Source organism: Ruminococcus albus 7 = DSM 20455 (assembly GCF_000179635.2).
Classification (GTDB): domain Bacteria; phylum Bacillota; class Clostridia; order Oscillospirales; family Ruminococcaceae; genus Hominimerdicola; species Hominimerdicola alba.
Genome location: NC_014833.1, coordinates 1,216,747 through 1,232,726, shown reverse-complemented (window position 1 = coordinate 1,232,726; position 15,980 = coordinate 1,216,747). Strand labels below are relative to the sequence as shown.

The following is a 15,980-nucleotide window of genomic DNA, read 5'->3' as shown; positions in this document are numbered from 1 at the left end:
TTTATAGGTATATTAAAGCAGTGTATGCCCGACACACTTCACCGATCAGCTTTTTTGTGTGCAGCAGTGCCTCTTTTCTAGGTTTTTATAAAAATTATTTCATTACCCCTTGACAAATGTTCTATAATATGTTATCATATGAACAGTGATTCAGATGTAACAATGAACTTCATAAAAACAGAGAGGAAGTGAATATATTGCAGGATATGAAAAGTTCTGATTTTCTGGCGCTTTCACAGGAGGATATAGACAGATTGGAAAGAGAAACTCCCTCCGATGAAGAACTATATGACCTGGCTGAGCTTTATAAGGTCTTCGGTGACAGCACACGTATACGTATACTGTATGCTCTGCTTGAAAGCGAGATGTGCGTTGGTGATATGGCACAGCTGCTCGGGCTCACTCCGACAGCCTGCTCACATCAGCTGAGAGTGCTTAAAAACAGTAAGCTTGTAAGGTTCCGCCGTGAAGGAAAGATCATGTTCTATTCCCTTGCTGATGATCACGTAAGAAGCATACTGGCGCTGGGCATGGAACACATTTTGGAATAGTACAATAATCCAGACAGAAAAGAGAAACAGTGAGAAAAAGACAGGAGAATAACTGAAATGAAAAAGAGCTTCTGGGACTGCATTGCAGGTGTTTACGACCTTTTTGAACGGCTTTACAACAAAAGGTGCTATGACGGCACAGGAGCGAAAGTCGCTTCATATATCAAAGAGGACAGCAGAGTTCTGGAATGTGCCTGCGGTACAGGTTCTATAAGCCGTTATCTCGCAGAAAAAGCAGGCTTTCTCAGGGCAGTAGACCTTTCATCAGGTATGCTCAGGCAGGCTGAAAAAAATCTGAGAAACTTCCATAACGTAAGGCTGTGCAAAGGTGATATATATGATCTGAGATGCAGAGATAACTGCTTTGACTATGTGGTGGCAGGAAACGTCATACATCTGCTGGACGAACCCTACAAAGCTGTTGACGAGCTTCTGAGGGTATGCAAAAAGGGCGGAAAGGTAATAATTCCCACATATATAAACCTACAGAAGAAAGGCAATTCCCTCCCGGTAAAGCTGATAGACAAAGCAGGAGCCAATTTTAAAAGACAGTTTGATGAAGATAGCTACAAGCAGTTCTTCACCGAGGGCGGTTATAAGAATGTCGTATATGATCTGGTAGACGGCAGGATGCCATGTGCCATAGCTGTGATAACAAAAGAATGATCTGACAAAACGCTGAGCAAAGTATTAGTTAATATTTATTTGAAAGGAATGACTTATTATGAAAAAAGTATACAAACTTATTGATCTGGACTGCGCAAACTGCGCTGCTAAAATGGAGAATTCTATCAAGGATCTTCCCGAGGTTGAGGACTGCACAGTAAGTTTTCTGACACAGAAAATGACCATTAAAGTTCCCGACGGAACTGATATGGACGCACTGATGGATAAGGTTGTAAAGCTGTGCAAAAAGGTCGAGCCTGATTGTCAGATAGTATTATAATAACCTTACAGCCCTGAAACCGCTGATCTAAAGTATGTGAAGAAAGAAGAATAAAGATGACGAAGAAGCAGAAAAACGTTCTGATAAGGATAATCGCAGCAGGGGCGCTGCTTATAACAGCGGCACTTCTGCCCCTTGAAGAAAAAAGCCTGCTGCGGCTGGCAGCATTTCTGGTGCCGTATTTTGTGATAGGCTATGATGTGCTTTGGAAAGCTGTGCGCGGTATAATACACGGACAGGTTTTTGATGAAAATTTCCTGATGTGCGTGGCTACCGTAGGTGCGCTTTTTGTGGGTGAATATCCCGAAGCTTCGGCTGTCATGCTGTTTTATCAGACAGGTGAGCTTTTTCAGAGCGTGGCTGTGGGCAGATCGAGAAAGTCAATATCAGACCTTATGGATATCTGTCCCGAGTATGCAAACGTTGAAAGGGACGGTCAGCTTGAAGAAGTTGACCCGGAGGAAGTTGAGCTTGACAGCATCATCGTTATAAAGCCCGGCGAAAAGATACCACTTGACGGCGTTATAATCGAGGGCAGTTCTTCGGTGGATACAGCGGCACTTACAGGCGAAAGCCTTCCGAGGTCGGTAAAAGTCGGGGACGAAGTAATAAGCGGATGCATCAATCAGGGCGGCCTTCTGAAAGTGAAAGTCACTAAGGAATATGAGGATTCCACTGTTACTAAGATACTTGAACTGGTGGAAAACTCAGCGACTAAAAAGGCTAAGTACGAGAACTTCATTACTCGTTTTGCAAGGTACTATACGCCTTCGGTAGTTATCGCGGCGGCGGTGCTTGCTGTGCTTCCTCCGCTGATACTGGGCGGCGGCTGGGCTGACTGGATACACCGTGCGCTGATATTCCTGGTAATATCCTGCCCCTGTGCGCTGGTAATATCTGTACCACTGAGCTTTTTCGGAGGCATAGGCGGTGCAAGCAAGCGCGGCATACTGGTAAAGGGCGGAAATTATCTGGAGGCACTTGCTAATGCCGAAACTGTTGTTTTTGATAAGACAGGAACGCTTACGAAGGGCAGTTTTGAAGTAACGAAGATACACTCCGATTCTATGGGCGAGGACGAACTTCTTGACCTTGCCGCCCATGCAGAGAGTTATTCCGACCACCCCATAGCAAGGTCGGTATGCGCTAAGTTCGGCAAGGAAGTCGATCACGGCAGGATAACTTCCGATGAGGAGATATCGGGTCACGGCATACGTGCTGTGATAGACGGCAGAGAAATATATGCAGGCAACAAAAAGCTGATGGCTAAGCAAAGCGTTGATGTTCCCGAATGCAGCTGCAGGGGTACTATGGTACACGTTGCGGCTGACGGCGGATATGCGGGACATATCGTTATATCCGATGTTGTAAAGGAAACTTCAGCAGAGGCTATAAAAAGTCTTAAAGAGAACGGCGTTAAGCAGACTGTTATGCTTACGGGCGATGCAAAGTCAACAGCTGAGGAAGTTGCAAATACGCTTGGACTTGATAAGGTTTACGCTGAACTTCTGCCTGCGGACAAGGTGGAAAAGGTGGAAGAACTTCTGAAAGAAAAGCAGGAGGGTTCTTCACTGGTATTTGTGGGTGACGGCATAAACGATGCGCCTGTTCTTACACGCGCAGATGTCGGCATAGCCATGGGAAGCCTTGGCAGCGACGCGGCTATCGAAGCGGCTGATATAGTTCTTATGGACGATGACCCTGCTAAGATATCACTTGCGATGAAGATAGCACGCAAGACGGTACGAATAGTTCGTGAGAACATAGTTTTCGCACTTGGTGTAAAAGCGCTGGTGCTGATACTGGGTGCGCTTGGTATCGCTAATATGTGGCTGGCGGTATTTGCAGACGTTGGCGTCTCTGTGATAGCAATACTCAATGCCATGAGAACCATGAAGATACGTTCGTAAGTTTTTGTATGCCTCCGTATGCGCTTGTACAATTTGGTATACGTTTGTAATGATACATATGCGTTCGTACAATTTGTTATACGTAAAAAAAATTCGTATGCGCTCGCAGTTTCAGCGGGCGCATGTTTTGTGAAATCCCGATTTATCGGGCATTTCACGGCTGAAAATATTTTTTTGAAAAAAATTTTCTTTTTTTGCAACCTTTCGCAGCCCTCATACGTGTTATTGTTGAAAGGACCTTTCAGACAAAAATAAATCTAGGAGACACCCGATGAGACTGACAGCAGACGAAGCTTACCGCAGATATGCAGACAATGCCTTTGCAGCGGCATTCAGTATATGTCGCAACAAGACAGATGCCGATGATACTGTACATGACACTTTCTTCAAGTACATATCCAAAAATATGGACTATAATGATGATGAGCATATCAAAGCGTGGCTTCTGCGTACTGCTATCAACCGTGCAAAGGATCTCACACGCTCGTTCGCAAGAAAAAATTCCGTCCCGTGGGAGGACTATATGGACGAGCTGGAATTTGCAGCCCCCGAAGACAGCGAACTGTTCGAGGCAGTGATGAAGCTTCCCGACAAATATCGTATAGTTATACACTTGTTTTACTACGAGGAAATGAGCATCACCGAGATATCGAATACGCTGAAACAACGCGAGGGAACGGTAAAAAGTCAGCTCAGCAGAGGGCGTGCTCTGTTGAAAGAAATGTTGACGGAGGAATGGAACAATGACTAACAAGGAAAAATATCAGCGTACATTTTCAGTGCTTCATGCCTCCGAATTTGATTTGGAGGAACTGACAATGAACAAGAGAAAAGGTATAAGAATTTCAAAGAGAATAACAGCAGTTTGTGCAGCAGCAGCTATCGTGGCAGCTATGAGCGTAGGTGCTTATGCGGCAGATATCGGCGGTATACAGAAGAAAGTGAATATATGGCTCCACGGCGAGCAGACAGAAGCTGTTGTGGATATAAAGCAAAGTGAGGATATTACTGAATACGAGCTGAAATACACCGATGAGAGCGGCGAGGAAAAGGAGATACACGGCGGCGGTATGGCTATGGACGGCTTTGGCGGAGAAAGACCGCTGACTGAGGAAGAGGTACTTGAGTGTATCGAGGATGATATTTATGTTGATTTCAAGGATGACGGCACTGTATGGGTCTACAGCAAGGACTTCAAAGAGGATATAACAGACAAGTTCGACGAGAACGGCTACTGCAAGTGTCAGCTCAATGACGGTGAGCAGCTCATTGATATCGAGATAGAGCCCAACAAAAACACTTCTATCAGCACAACACCACTCAATTAATATGAAATATGGCAATCCCACTGACACACTAAACATCCTTTGCTGACAACTAATAGTAATTAGTGGTATCAACAAATGTACTACTTTATACAGTCGCATTATTTAGTGTGTTAAATGGATAGACATAATACGAAAAACAGCGCCCGCATCTTAACGATGCGAGCGCTATTTTATTTTTACTATTACTCAGTGATATCAGCGTGGTGAGCCTGGAGAGACTTAACGCCGAAGTGGGTCTTCTGCTTGATAGCACGTATGCCCTCGGCACTTGCCTTGGCTGCTGCCATGGTGGTGATGTAAGGTATGCGGTGCTTGATAGCGTTCTTTCTGATATAGCTGTCATCGTGAGCGCTGGTCTTGCCTGCGGGAGTGTTGATTATCAGCTGGATCTCGCCGTTTGCGATCTCATCAGCGATGTTGGGTCTGCCCTCGTAGATCTTGAAGATCTTCTTTGCGGGGATACCTGCATCAACTATCATCTCGTAGGTCTTGCCTGTTGCCAGTATATTGAAGCCGAGTTCGCTGAAAGACTTAGCGATCTCAATAAGCTCGGGCTTATCTCTGTCGCATACGCTGAGCAGTACTGTACCCTCTGTGGGCAGTGCTGTCTTGGTAGCTTCCTGAGCCTTGTAGTAAGCCTCACCGAAGCTGGGTGAGATACCCAGAACTTCACCTGTGGATCTCATCTCAGGTCCGAGTACAGGGTCAACTTCCTGGAACATATTGAAGGGGAATACAGCTTCCTTAACGCCGTAGTGACCTATCTTCTTGTCCTTCAGCTGAGGTACAGGAGAAGGATTGCCAGTCAGTTCGCTTGTGATTATCTCGGTAGCTATCTTTACCATGTTGATAGAGCAAACCTTGGATACCAGCGGAACTGTTCTCGATGCACGGGGGTTAGCCTCCAGTACGTATACAGTATCGCCCTCGATAGCGTACTGCATATTCATCAGACCCTTTACGTTCATCTCCACAGCTATCTTCTTGGTGTATTCCTTGATGGTAGCTACCTGCTTCTCGCTCAGGTTCTTGGAAGGCAGTATGCAAGCGGAGTCACCGGAATGTACGCCTGCAAGCTCGATATGCTCCATAACAGCGGGAACAAAGCAGTGCTCGCCGTCGGATATAGCGTCAGCCTCGCACTCTGTTGCGTGGTTGAGGAAACGGTCTATCAGTATAGGTCTGTCGGGAGTTACGCCTACCGCAGCAGACATATAAACTCTCATCATCTCATCGTCGTGAACTATCTCCATGCCGCGGCCGCCCAGTACGTAAGAAGGTCTTACCATTACGGGATAACCTATACGGTTAGCTATCTCCAGAGCTTCGTCAACATTGACAGCCATACCTGCTTCGGGCATAGGAATACCCAGCTTGTCCATCATAGCGCGGAAGTGATCTCTGTCCTCTGCGAGGTCGATAGTTTCGGGAGTTGTACCCAGTATATTTACGCCGTACTTTTTCAGGTCGTTAGCCAGATTCAGAGGAGTCTGTCCGCCGAACTGTGCGATAACGCCCACGGGCTTCTCCTTATCGTGGATAGCCAGAACATCTTCAAGAGTCAGAGGCTCGAAGTACAGCTTATCGGAAGTATCATAGTCGGTAGATACTGTCTCGGGGTTGCAGTTAACGATTATGGACTCAAAGCCCAGCTTTTTCAGTGCCAGTGCAGCGTGTACACAGCAGTAGTCGAATTCGATACCCTGACCGATACGGTTAGGACCGCCGCCAAGTATCATGATCTTGGGCTTTTCGGTATTAACAGGGCTGTTGTCCTCAGCAAGGTGATAGGTGGAGTAGTAGTAAGCTGCATCCTTTGTGCCGCTTACGTGTACGCCCTCCCATGCTTCCTTGATACCGAAGCCGATGCGGGCATTTCTTATCTCCTCTTCGGTAACTTCAAGGAGAGAAGACAGATATCTGTCAGAGAAACCGTCCAGTTTAGCCTGCTTGAGTACAGCCTCAGCGGGAACAGCGCCCTTGTTTTTCAGCAGAGCTTCTTCCTCGTCAACAAGTTCCTTCATCTGCTCGAGGAACCAGTGCTTGATCTTGGTGAGCTGCCAGATCTCATCTATTGTAGCGCCCTTGCGCAGTGCTTCATATATAATGAACTGTCTTTCGCTTGTGGGGAAACGGAGCTTATCCATAAGCTCCTCCTTGGAAAGATCATGGAAATCCTTTGCAAAGCCCAGACCGTATCTGCCTGTTTCAAGAGAACGTATAGCCTTCTGGAAAGCTTCCTTGTAGGTCTTGCCGATGCTCATTACCTCGCCGACAGCTCTCATCTGAGTGCCCAGCTTGTCCTCAGCGCCCTTGAATTTCTCAAATGCCCATCTTGCAAACTTGATAACTACATAGTCGCCGTCGGGAACATACTTATCGAGAGTACCGTACTTGCCGCAGGGTATCTCATCAAGAGTAAGACCGCAAGCCAGCATAGCGGATACCAGTGCTATGGGGAAACCTGTAGCCTTGGAAGCCAGTGCGGAAGAACGTGATGTTCTGGGGTTGATCTCGATAACGACTATCCTGCCGTCCTCGGGATTTCTTGCAAACTGGCAGTTGCAGCCGCCGATAACTTCGATAGACTCGATTATACGGTAAGACATATCCTGGAGTTCCTTCTGAACGTCCTCGGGGATAGTCAGCATAGGTGCAGAGCAGAAGGAGTCACCGGTGTGAACACCTATGGGGTCGATATTCTCGATGAAGCATACTGTTATTTTGTTGTTGTTTGCATCTCTTACTACTTCAAGCTCCAGCTCTTCCCAGCCGAAGATGCACTCCTCAACAAGCACCTGTCCGACGAGAGAAGCCTGAAGACCTCTTGCGCATACTACTTTGAGTTCGTCAACGTTGTATACCATACCGCCGCCAGCGCCGCCCATGGTATAAGCAGGACGAAGAACTACAGGGTATTTCAGCTCCTCAGCTATCTTTACAGCCTCGTCTACCGAGTAAGCCACCTGGCTCTTGGGCATACCGATACCCAGCTCGTTCATAGCGTTCTTGAACTCTATCCTGTCCTCACCGCGTTCGATAGCATCTACCTGAACGCCTATTACCTGTACGCCGTACTTTTTCAGCACGCCTGCCTTGTCAAGCTCCGAGCAAAGGTTAAGACCCGACTGTCCACCCAGGTTAGGCAGCAGAGCATCGGGGCGCTCCTTGTCGATTATCTGTGTGAGCCTGTCAAGATTAAGGGGCTCGATATAAGTGATATCGGCAACATCGGGGTCTGTCATGATGGTAGCGGGGTTTGAATTGACCAGCACTATCTCATATCCCAGATTTCTCAGCGCCTTACAAGCCTGAGTACCCGAGTAGTCGAACTCACAGGCCTGGCCTATGATTATAGGACCGGAACCGATTATCATTATCTTGTTGATATCCTGTTTCTTTGGCATACATATTCTCCTATCCCGCACAACTGTGCGAATTGATTCACTAAAAAAATCCCTTAACGTATATCATAACATATTTACAGACAAATTGCAAGATTAAATTGCAAAAACTTCATTATATTTAATGTTCATCTATTCATAATTCATAATTTATATTTCAGTGAATACAGGCAACTTTTATACACGCTTTATACATTCCATAAAATAAGCGCTAACACCGAAACGGTGCAAGCGCATTTATCCGTATGGGCTCCCATAGTTGCGGGATCAGTTATCTGCCGAGATATGCCTGTTGATGATATCGTTGACACTGCGGTAAACATAGGGTTTAAGCTTTTCAAGGCTGACTGGTTCACCGTAAAGTATAGCAGAATGACAGGTAGAGCTTACCAGTTCAACTATCATGAAAAGCATGATCTCAGGTTCTGTTATGCTGTCAGGTGCATCAGCAAGTATAGCATCGTATATTGCACGCAGATCCATATTATCGCCCTTTGAAGGTGAAGTGACAGCGTGTTTGAACACTCCCCAGCTCAGGTTTTTAGCGATGAATGCCACCATGGCATGATTGCCCTCCAACTGGTCGAGAATATTGTCTATAACGAAAATGATCTTTTCATTGAAAGACATTTCTTTGCTTTCAGCCTCCAGTGCTGAGATCGCATTACTGAACAACTTTGAAGACTGATGTGCCACCAGTCTGTTTTTAAGATCGTACTTATCTTTAAAATAAAGGTAGAAAGTACCCTTTGCCACCCCAGCACTCTTGGCTATATCGGATACCGAGGTCTTGCTGACACCGTTTGTTGTGAACAGCTTATATGCAGTGGCAAGCAGAGAATCCTCCTTGGCCTTTTTATTGATATCCAGCTTTCCCATTATATAACCTCCGTTTTTGCGAATATGAGGGTTGACTTTATATTTATCATTACCATATTATTACATTTCATTCATTATTTTAACGCCGCTATAACAGCGAATTTATGATATGAATATACACATTCCACCATAGAAAAACCGCTTTTTCTCAGCATATTTATCTCCTGCTCGACTGAGCATTCCCGATCGAGCTTTCTGCGCGCCTGCCATAGTGCGATATCCTTGTCCGTCAGACCGGAGTTATACAGCTGACCTTCCCAGAAGCGGTCATACCAGCGGCTGAGTCTGTCATCAACTGCACAGAACTGATCGTAATTCACAAACAGACCGCCATCGGGCAGTGCATTGTATATATTGCCGAACAATACCTGCTTTTCATCATCTTCCAGATGATGTATGGAAAGCGTTGATATAACTGTATCCGCAGAAACATCAGGCAGACCTTTCAGGTAGTCAGCAACCTTATACGAAAAGCCCTCAAGCCCGCTGAACCTGCACTTTGCCACTTCAAGCATATCCTCTGCGATATCTGTAAGTATATACTCTGCTCCAGAAAAATGTCTGTACCAATGTTCCGAAAGCAGTCCTGTACCCGTACCAAGATCAATGATACGTTCAGGTGCATCAATATTAGCAGCGATAAGCGCCGTCGTGTTTATATAGAAATCATCGTAGCAGGGTATGAATCTTCTGCGGTTCATATCATACTCCTCTGCTACCATATTGAACTGTTTTTCAATATTATTCTTATCAAGCATCCTATTATCCTCTTATACGTCGTTTGCTATAATTATATGATATTTAGAATTTTTTGTCAATAGGTCAAAATCAACAGTGATCGCAAATGACTGACAGTCATTTTGTTTATCTCTACAAAATTATGACCAAAGGTCATTTTAGCTATTGACCGTTGGTCATTTTAGTGCTATACTACATATAAAGAAATGACCGTGAGTCATTAAACCACAAAGAAAGGAACGGTAGTATGAAAAACTTCGGTAAAGCAGTTGTCAGACTGCGTATACTCATCGTCATACTGGCATTGGTGCTTGCGGTGCCCGCGGCGATAGGTATGCTGAAAACTAGGATAAACTACGACATACTCTCTTATCTTCCCGAAGATATCGACACGATGAAAGGTCAGCAGATAATGCTTGACGAATACGGTAAAGGCGGTTTCGCCTTTGTAGTTGTAGAAGGCATGGAGGACAAGGATGTTGCAGCACTTAAATCCGAATTTGAAAAAATAGATGCTGTCAGTGATGTGCTTTGGTATGACAGTATAGCTGATATATCCATACCAAAAGAGATACTCCCTGAGGACATCTACAGTTTCTTCAACAATGAGGACGGCAGTGCCACAATGATGGCTGTGTTCTTCAATCAAGCCACTTCTGCTGACGAATCCCTTGAAGCGGTAGTTGAGATGAGAAAGATAGCAGGCAAGCAGTGTTTCATAAACGGCATGACCGCCATAGTTGAAGACATTAAAGACCTGACGATGAAAGAGACCACCGCATACGTCGGAATAGCGGTACTTCTTACAAGCATCATACTTGCGGTGACTATGGATTCTCTGCTGATACCTGTATTCTTTATGCTTAGCGTTGGTCTTGCGATACTTTACAATCTTGGAACCAACATATTCCTCGGACAGATAAGCTTCATCACACAGGCGCTGACAGCTGTTTTACAGCTGGCGGTAACGATAGACTACTCAATATTCCTGTGGCACAGCTACAAGGAACAAAAAGAGAATTTCTCCGACAAATACGAAGCCATGGCTGAAGCCATAGCACAGACCATCTCCTCTGTAGTATCAAGTTCGGTAACTACAGTTGCAGGATTCCTGGCACTGTGCTTCATGAGTTATACACTGGGTCTTGACATGGGCATAGTTATGGCTAAGGGTGTTGTCATCGGCGTTATATGCTGTGTGACTGTACTGCCCTCAATGATACTCGTCTTTGATAAGCTGCTCGAAAAGACCATACACAAGGATATTATCCCCAGCATGGACAAAGCCGCTTCTTTTATAGTAAAGCATCACACTGTATTCGTTGTACTGTTCATAGCCCTGCTGATACCGGGTATTTACGGACAGACCCATACAGATGTTTACTACAACCTGACAGACACGCTCCCCACTGATCTGAACAGCGTGATCGCAAACACCAAGCTTCAGGATGAGTTCAATATAACCTCAACCCACATGATACTGTGCAGCGCTGATATGAAGCGCAGTGATGTTATCAGTATGACTGATGAGATGAAAAAGGTGGACGGTGTCAGCATGACTATGGCATTCGATACTCTTATAGGTCCGTCCATCCCCGAAGAAGCTATCCCCGAATCGGTGAGCGGTCTTCTGAAAGAGGGCGGCTGGCAGCTGATGCTGGTAGGCTCTGATTACAAGGTAGCATCCCCCGAAGTCAACGCACAGGTAGATGAACTCATAGATATACTCAAAAAGTATGATGACAACGGCATGGTAATAGGTGAGGCTGCCGCAACAAAGGATCTTATCAGTATAACAAAACGTGACTTCGCAGTTGTAAACACGGTATCCATAGCAGCAATATTCATAATCATACTTTTCGCGCTGAGATCGGTATCTCTGCCTATGATACTCGTTGCAGTGATAGAATTCGCAATAACCGTAAATATGGCAGTTCCCTGCTTCACACATACCAAGATACCTTTTATAGCATCTGTAGTAATAGGCACCATACAGCTGGGCGCCACTGTTGACTATGCTATACTAATGACCACAAGATACAAGCAGGAACGTATAGACGGCAAGGACAAGACCGAAGCCGTGACCATAGCATTAGCTACCTCGATGAAATCCATTATGGTAAGCGCACTGGGCTTCTTTGCATCGACCTTCGGTGTCGGTGTATACTCCAGCGTAGATATGATATCACAGCTCTGCACACTGATGTCCAGAGGTGCGCTGGTATCAATGGTAACGGTAATATGTGCACTCCCATCCATGCTGCTGCTTTTTGATAAGGTGATAATCAACAGCACAATAGGCATGAAGGATACAGCAAGAAGGGAAAAAGCTTTCAAAGTCCCCTCACTGAACAGTTGAATAGTTGAATAGATAAGGAGAGATCATTATGAAAAAATACAGCAGATTTTTAGCAGGTGTCCTGGCAGTACTGATATCGGCAGGCTCAACAGGATTTTACGCAGTTGCAAACAAGGACGATACATCCGCAAATGACAGTTCCTCAAAGACTTCGGATAAAGACAGTTCCGAAGCTGACGATGATCACAAGTCGCCCGAGATAAAAAAGCATGACAAGAAGAAAACAGAAGATACAAAGACCGCCGACAGCAATACTGCACGCAAAGAGGAAACTGTTTACGTACTGACCGATGCAAACGGCGCTCCGACAAAGACTGTGGTGAGTGACCATCTTGTTAATCCTCAGGGACTCACTTCGCTTATGGATATATCCACTCTTACCGATATAGAAAATATGAAGAACGATGATACCTTCTCAGGCAGCGGAGATAATATGCAGTGGAACACATCAGGCGGAGATGTATACTACAAGGGCTACACAGATGCAGCTTTGCCTGTTGATATAAAAGTCAGCTACACCCTTGACGGCAAAAGCATCACTCCCGAGGAACTGGCAGGCAAAAGCGGCAAGGTCACTGTAAGGTACGATTATACAAACAATTCGACTTCCACAGTAAAGATAAACGGAAAGAACGAAACGATCTATACCCCGTTCCTTATGGCAACAGGTGCACTGCTGGACAGTGAAAAGTTCAGTAATATCAGTGTGACTAACGGTAAGCTGATCTCCGACGGCGGCAGACAGGCTGTCATCGGCTATGCCCTGCCGGGACTGAAAGAAAGTCTTGGGCTTGATGATGAAAGCGACATCGGCATACCCGAGTATTTTGAATTCACTGCCGATGTTACAGATTTTGAATTGAAAACAGTATTCACTGCAGGAACTAACTCATTCTTCAATGATATAGACTTTGACGGTATCGACAAGCTCGATGAACTGGAAGAAAAGCTTGGCGAACTTGCTGATGCAGTAGATCAGCTTTCTGACGGCTCACAACAGCTTTATGACGGCACAAAGGAACTCAACAAGGGTGTTGGAGATCTGAAAGACGGTGCAGATAAGCTGGCTGACGGCGGCAAGCAGCTGAACGACGGCGCTGTATCTCTGGCTGACGGCGCAGGGAAACTCGCTGACGGCACAAAGACCCTCGACAGCGGTGCAGGCGACCTGGTAAACGGTATAAAAAACGCAAAGGACGGCAGCAGCAAGCTAGCCGGCGGTTTCATACAGGTAAATGACGGTGCTGCACAGCTGAAAGACGGTTCTGCAAAGCTGGCAAACGGTCTGGGCGATGCAGACACAGGCGCAAAGACCCTCGATGAGGGTGCGGCTTCTCTTGCAGACGGAGCAAGCAAACTCAATGACGGCATACAGAAAGTTGCAGGTGGTTCGGGCGCACTGGCTGAGGGTACAAAAACTCTCGATGATGGCGCAAAGTCCCTGCTTGACGGCATAAAGGCGGCAAAGAAAGGTTCTGCACAGCTGGTGGGTGGTTTCATACAGGTAAATTCCGGTGCGGCAAACCTGAAAGCAGGCACAGCACAGCTGGCGGCAGGTATTGCAGATGCAGATGAGGGTGCGGCGAAACTGAAAGACGGCGCTGACAAACTCAAAGACGGTGCTGACACCGCCGCCGCAGGTGCAAAGACTCTCAAAGACGGTACATCATCGGCAAAGGCTGGCGCAAAGGGTCTGGCTGACGGTGCTAAAACTCTTGATGACGGGATCAAGTCAGCCAAGGAAGGTTCTGAAAAACTGAAAGACGCAACTTCACAGCTAAAAAACGGCGCAAGCGAACTCAAATCAGGCACAGCAAAACTGGCTGAGGGCATAGGCTCTGCCGATAAGGGCGCAGCAGACGTTCACAGCGGTGCAAAGAAAGTCGCAAGCGGTTCAAAGGCTCTGGCTGAAGGAGCGGCAACTCTTGATTCGGGAGCGGCTAACGTAGCGGCAGGCTCTACACAGCTTTCCACAGGCGCAGGTTCACTCAGCACATCAGCCGGTAAACTTTCGGCAGGCATAACTTCCTCAAAGGCAGGTTCCGAAAAGGTGCTTGCAGGAGCACAGGCACTGGCAGGCGGTATAGATACTCTAGCCGGCGGTGCAGCAGCTATCCCCGAAAAGCTGAATGGTGTTTCGGCTTCTATGACAAATGCCGCAGACAGCCTTAACTCTACCATAGAATACAACAAACAGGTGCTGGCAGGATTACAGCAGGTATATGCCTCTAACCCCTCTGATGACATAGCCGCCATGATAGGCACTTTACAGCAGACTATCGCATCTCAGGAGCAGATAGCCGCAGGTCTGGCTGAGGGTTCTTCTCAGATATCGGCAGATACTTCAGCGCTCACAGGCGGTATCGCAGACCTGAAAACAGGTGCCGCTGCACTGGTAGAAGGTGCTCAGGCTCTCGATACAGGGCTGGCAACTCTCGATGAGGGCGGCAAGGCTTTGGCGGCAGGTGCAGGCAAACTCTATACAAGTTCAAAAACTCTGGCTAACGGTGCTGCACAGGTATCAAACGGTGCGGCAGGACTGAAAGCAGGAAGCAGCGAGCTTCTGACAGGTGCTAACTCACTTTCCGAAGGTACAGGTTCACTCTCCAAGGGACTGACTACCGCTTCCGCAGGGGCCAAGAGCGTTGACAGCGGAGCAGGGGCATTGAAGGCAGGTTTAGAACAGGTCAGTGCAGGCGCTTCAGCCCTTGACGAGGGTCTGGGCAAGCTGTCATTCGGCTCTGGCGAACTCAGAGTCGGCGCAGACACACTTTTCAACGGCATCGCAGCCATTGATACAGGTACTACTTCCCTTTACGAGGGTATCAAGGCTCTGGCAACAGGCGCAGGCTCACTCAGCGAAGGCGCTGCTGCCCTTTCAACAGGACTTAACTCCGCAAATACAGGTGCGGCTGCTCTTGATGCTGGTGCAGGCAAGCTTAACGGCGGACTTGGTCAGCTTTCAGACGGCGCATCAAAGCTCGATGACGGTCTTGGTCAGCTGACCGATGGCGGAGAAAAGCTCAAGGCAGGTACAGGCACGCTGGCTTCAAGAGTGACCGAGCTTGTAGCAGGAGCAGGACAGCTGGCTGACGGCAGCACAGCAGTTTCCGACGGTGCTAAGAAAGTTTCGGGCGGCGCACATTCCCTTGCCGACGGCATAGCAGCGGCACGCAACGGCGCTGTACAGCTGGATACAGGCATAGGCTCATTACAGGGCGGACTTACACAGCTTTCAGACGGTGCTCTTGCACTCGATGACGGTCTGGGACTTATCTGGCAGGGCGGACAGACACTAAAAGACGGTACTTACAGTGTATCCACAGGCAGTGCACAGCTTTTAGAGGGCGCTGAAAAGCTCTCCAACGGCAGCGGCACCCTTTATGCAGGTATAACTACCCTCGATGACGGAGCCGCAAAGCTGAAAGACGGTTCTCAGAAACTTGAAGACGGTGCAAAAGAACTCAACAACGGCATGAAGAAATTCCGCCGCGAGGGCATCGACAAGATAATCAACGCTTACAACGATGATATCACTCCCCTGCTGGACAGACTTGATGCAATAAAGGCAGCAGGCAAGGCTTACGATAATTTCTCGGGTAAAGCAGCAGACACTAAGGGCGAAGTCAAGTTCATATACGAGACTGCACCGGTTTCTGCAGACAAAAAGAATGACTGATCATCAGTTATACAAAAAAGACAGTATCGGATCTTTTTCATAATATTTCCTCTTCACCCGCTCTCTTGCGTACATCAAGACGAGCGGGTGATCTCTTTATTATTAAGACCCTATCAAACATATTATAGACAGTCCACTATTTTTGTACACGGAAATCAATTTTCAAAAAATCAGGTTTCAAAAGTT

Annotated in this window: 11 protein-coding genes; 8 read left to right on the top strand and 3 right to left on the bottom strand. The window is 46.8% G+C overall.

Annotated elements, in window-relative coordinates:
- Positions 1-206: 206 nt before the first annotated feature.
- The 6 genes from RUMAL_RS05430 (at position 207) to RUMAL_RS05405 (ending at position 4,735) form a co-directional block, all read left to right on the top strand.
- Positions 207-551 (top strand): ArsR/SmtB family transcription factor, encoded by a 345-nt coding sequence (locus RUMAL_RS05430; protein ID WP_037304287.1) that lies wholly within the window; start codon positions 207-209, stop codon positions 549-551.
- 57 nt (positions 552-608) lie between these two features.
- The gene (locus RUMAL_RS05425) at positions 609-1,217 is read left to right on the top strand and encodes a class I SAM-dependent methyltransferase (RefSeq protein WP_013497773.1); all 609 of its coding nucleotides are present in this window, start codon (positions 609-611) and stop codon (positions 1,215-1,217) included.
- A 58-nt stretch (positions 1,218-1,275) separates the two neighbouring features.
- Positions 1,276-1,497: a cation transporter gene (locus tag RUMAL_RS05420; protein ID WP_013497772.1), complete on the top strand. Its 222-nt coding sequence runs from the start codon at positions 1,276-1,278 to the stop codon at positions 1,495-1,497.
- 56 nt (positions 1,498-1,553) lie between these two features.
- On the top strand, positions 1,554-3,407 hold the full coding sequence (locus RUMAL_RS05415; protein ID WP_013497771.1) for a heavy metal translocating P-type ATPase: 1,854 nt from the start codon (positions 1,554-1,556) through the stop codon (positions 3,405-3,407).
- A 271-nt stretch (positions 3,408-3,678) separates the two neighbouring features.
- Positions 3,679-4,158: a sigma-70 family RNA polymerase sigma factor gene (locus RUMAL_RS05410; RefSeq protein WP_013497770.1), complete on the top strand. Its 480-nt coding sequence runs from the start codon at positions 3,679-3,681 to the stop codon at positions 4,156-4,158.
- The gene (locus RUMAL_RS05405; protein ID WP_013497769.1) at positions 4,151-4,735 is read left to right on the top strand and encodes a hypothetical protein; all 585 of its coding nucleotides are present in this window, start codon (positions 4,151-4,153) and stop codon (positions 4,733-4,735) included. Before RUMAL_RS05410 ends, RUMAL_RS05405 begins: the two co-directional genes overlap by 8 nt.
- A 182-nt stretch (positions 4,736-4,917) precedes the next feature.
- On the opposite strand, the gene carB is transcribed toward RUMAL_RS05405, so the two are convergent.
- From carB to RUMAL_RS05390, 3 genes are all read right to left on the bottom strand, one after another.
- Complete coding sequence (carB, locus tag RUMAL_RS05400; RefSeq protein ID WP_013497768.1) at positions 4,918-8,142, bottom strand: carbamoyl-phosphate synthase large subunit; 3,225 nt, start codon at positions 8,140-8,142, stop codon at positions 4,918-4,920.
- 264 nt (positions 8,143-8,406) lie between these two features.
- A complete protein-coding gene (locus tag RUMAL_RS05395; protein ID WP_013497767.1) occupies positions 8,407-9,018 on the bottom strand; it encodes a TetR/AcrR family transcriptional regulator in 612 nt (203 codons plus the stop codon).
- Between the two features lie 74 nt (positions 9,019-9,092).
- Positions 9,093-9,776 (bottom strand): class I SAM-dependent methyltransferase, encoded by a 684-nt coding sequence (locus tag RUMAL_RS05390; RefSeq protein ID WP_013497766.1) that lies wholly within the window; start codon positions 9,774-9,776, stop codon positions 9,093-9,095.
- 227 nt (positions 9,777-10,003) lie between these two features.
- Here RUMAL_RS05390 and RUMAL_RS05385 point away from each other — a divergent pair, with 227 nt between their 5' ends.
- Positions 10,004-12,115 carry an efflux RND transporter permease subunit gene (locus RUMAL_RS05385; protein WP_013497765.1) on the top strand — a complete coding sequence of 704 codons (2,112 nt, stop codon included), beginning with the start codon at positions 10,004-10,006 and terminating at the stop codon, positions 12,113-12,115.
- Positions 12,116-12,143: 28 nt separating this feature from the next.
- Positions 12,144-15,794 carry a YhgE/Pip domain-containing protein gene (locus tag RUMAL_RS05380; RefSeq protein WP_013497764.1) on the top strand — a complete coding sequence of 1,217 codons (3,651 nt, stop codon included), beginning with the start codon at positions 12,144-12,146 and terminating at the stop codon, positions 15,792-15,794.
- Positions 15,795-15,980 lie beyond the last annotated feature (186 nt).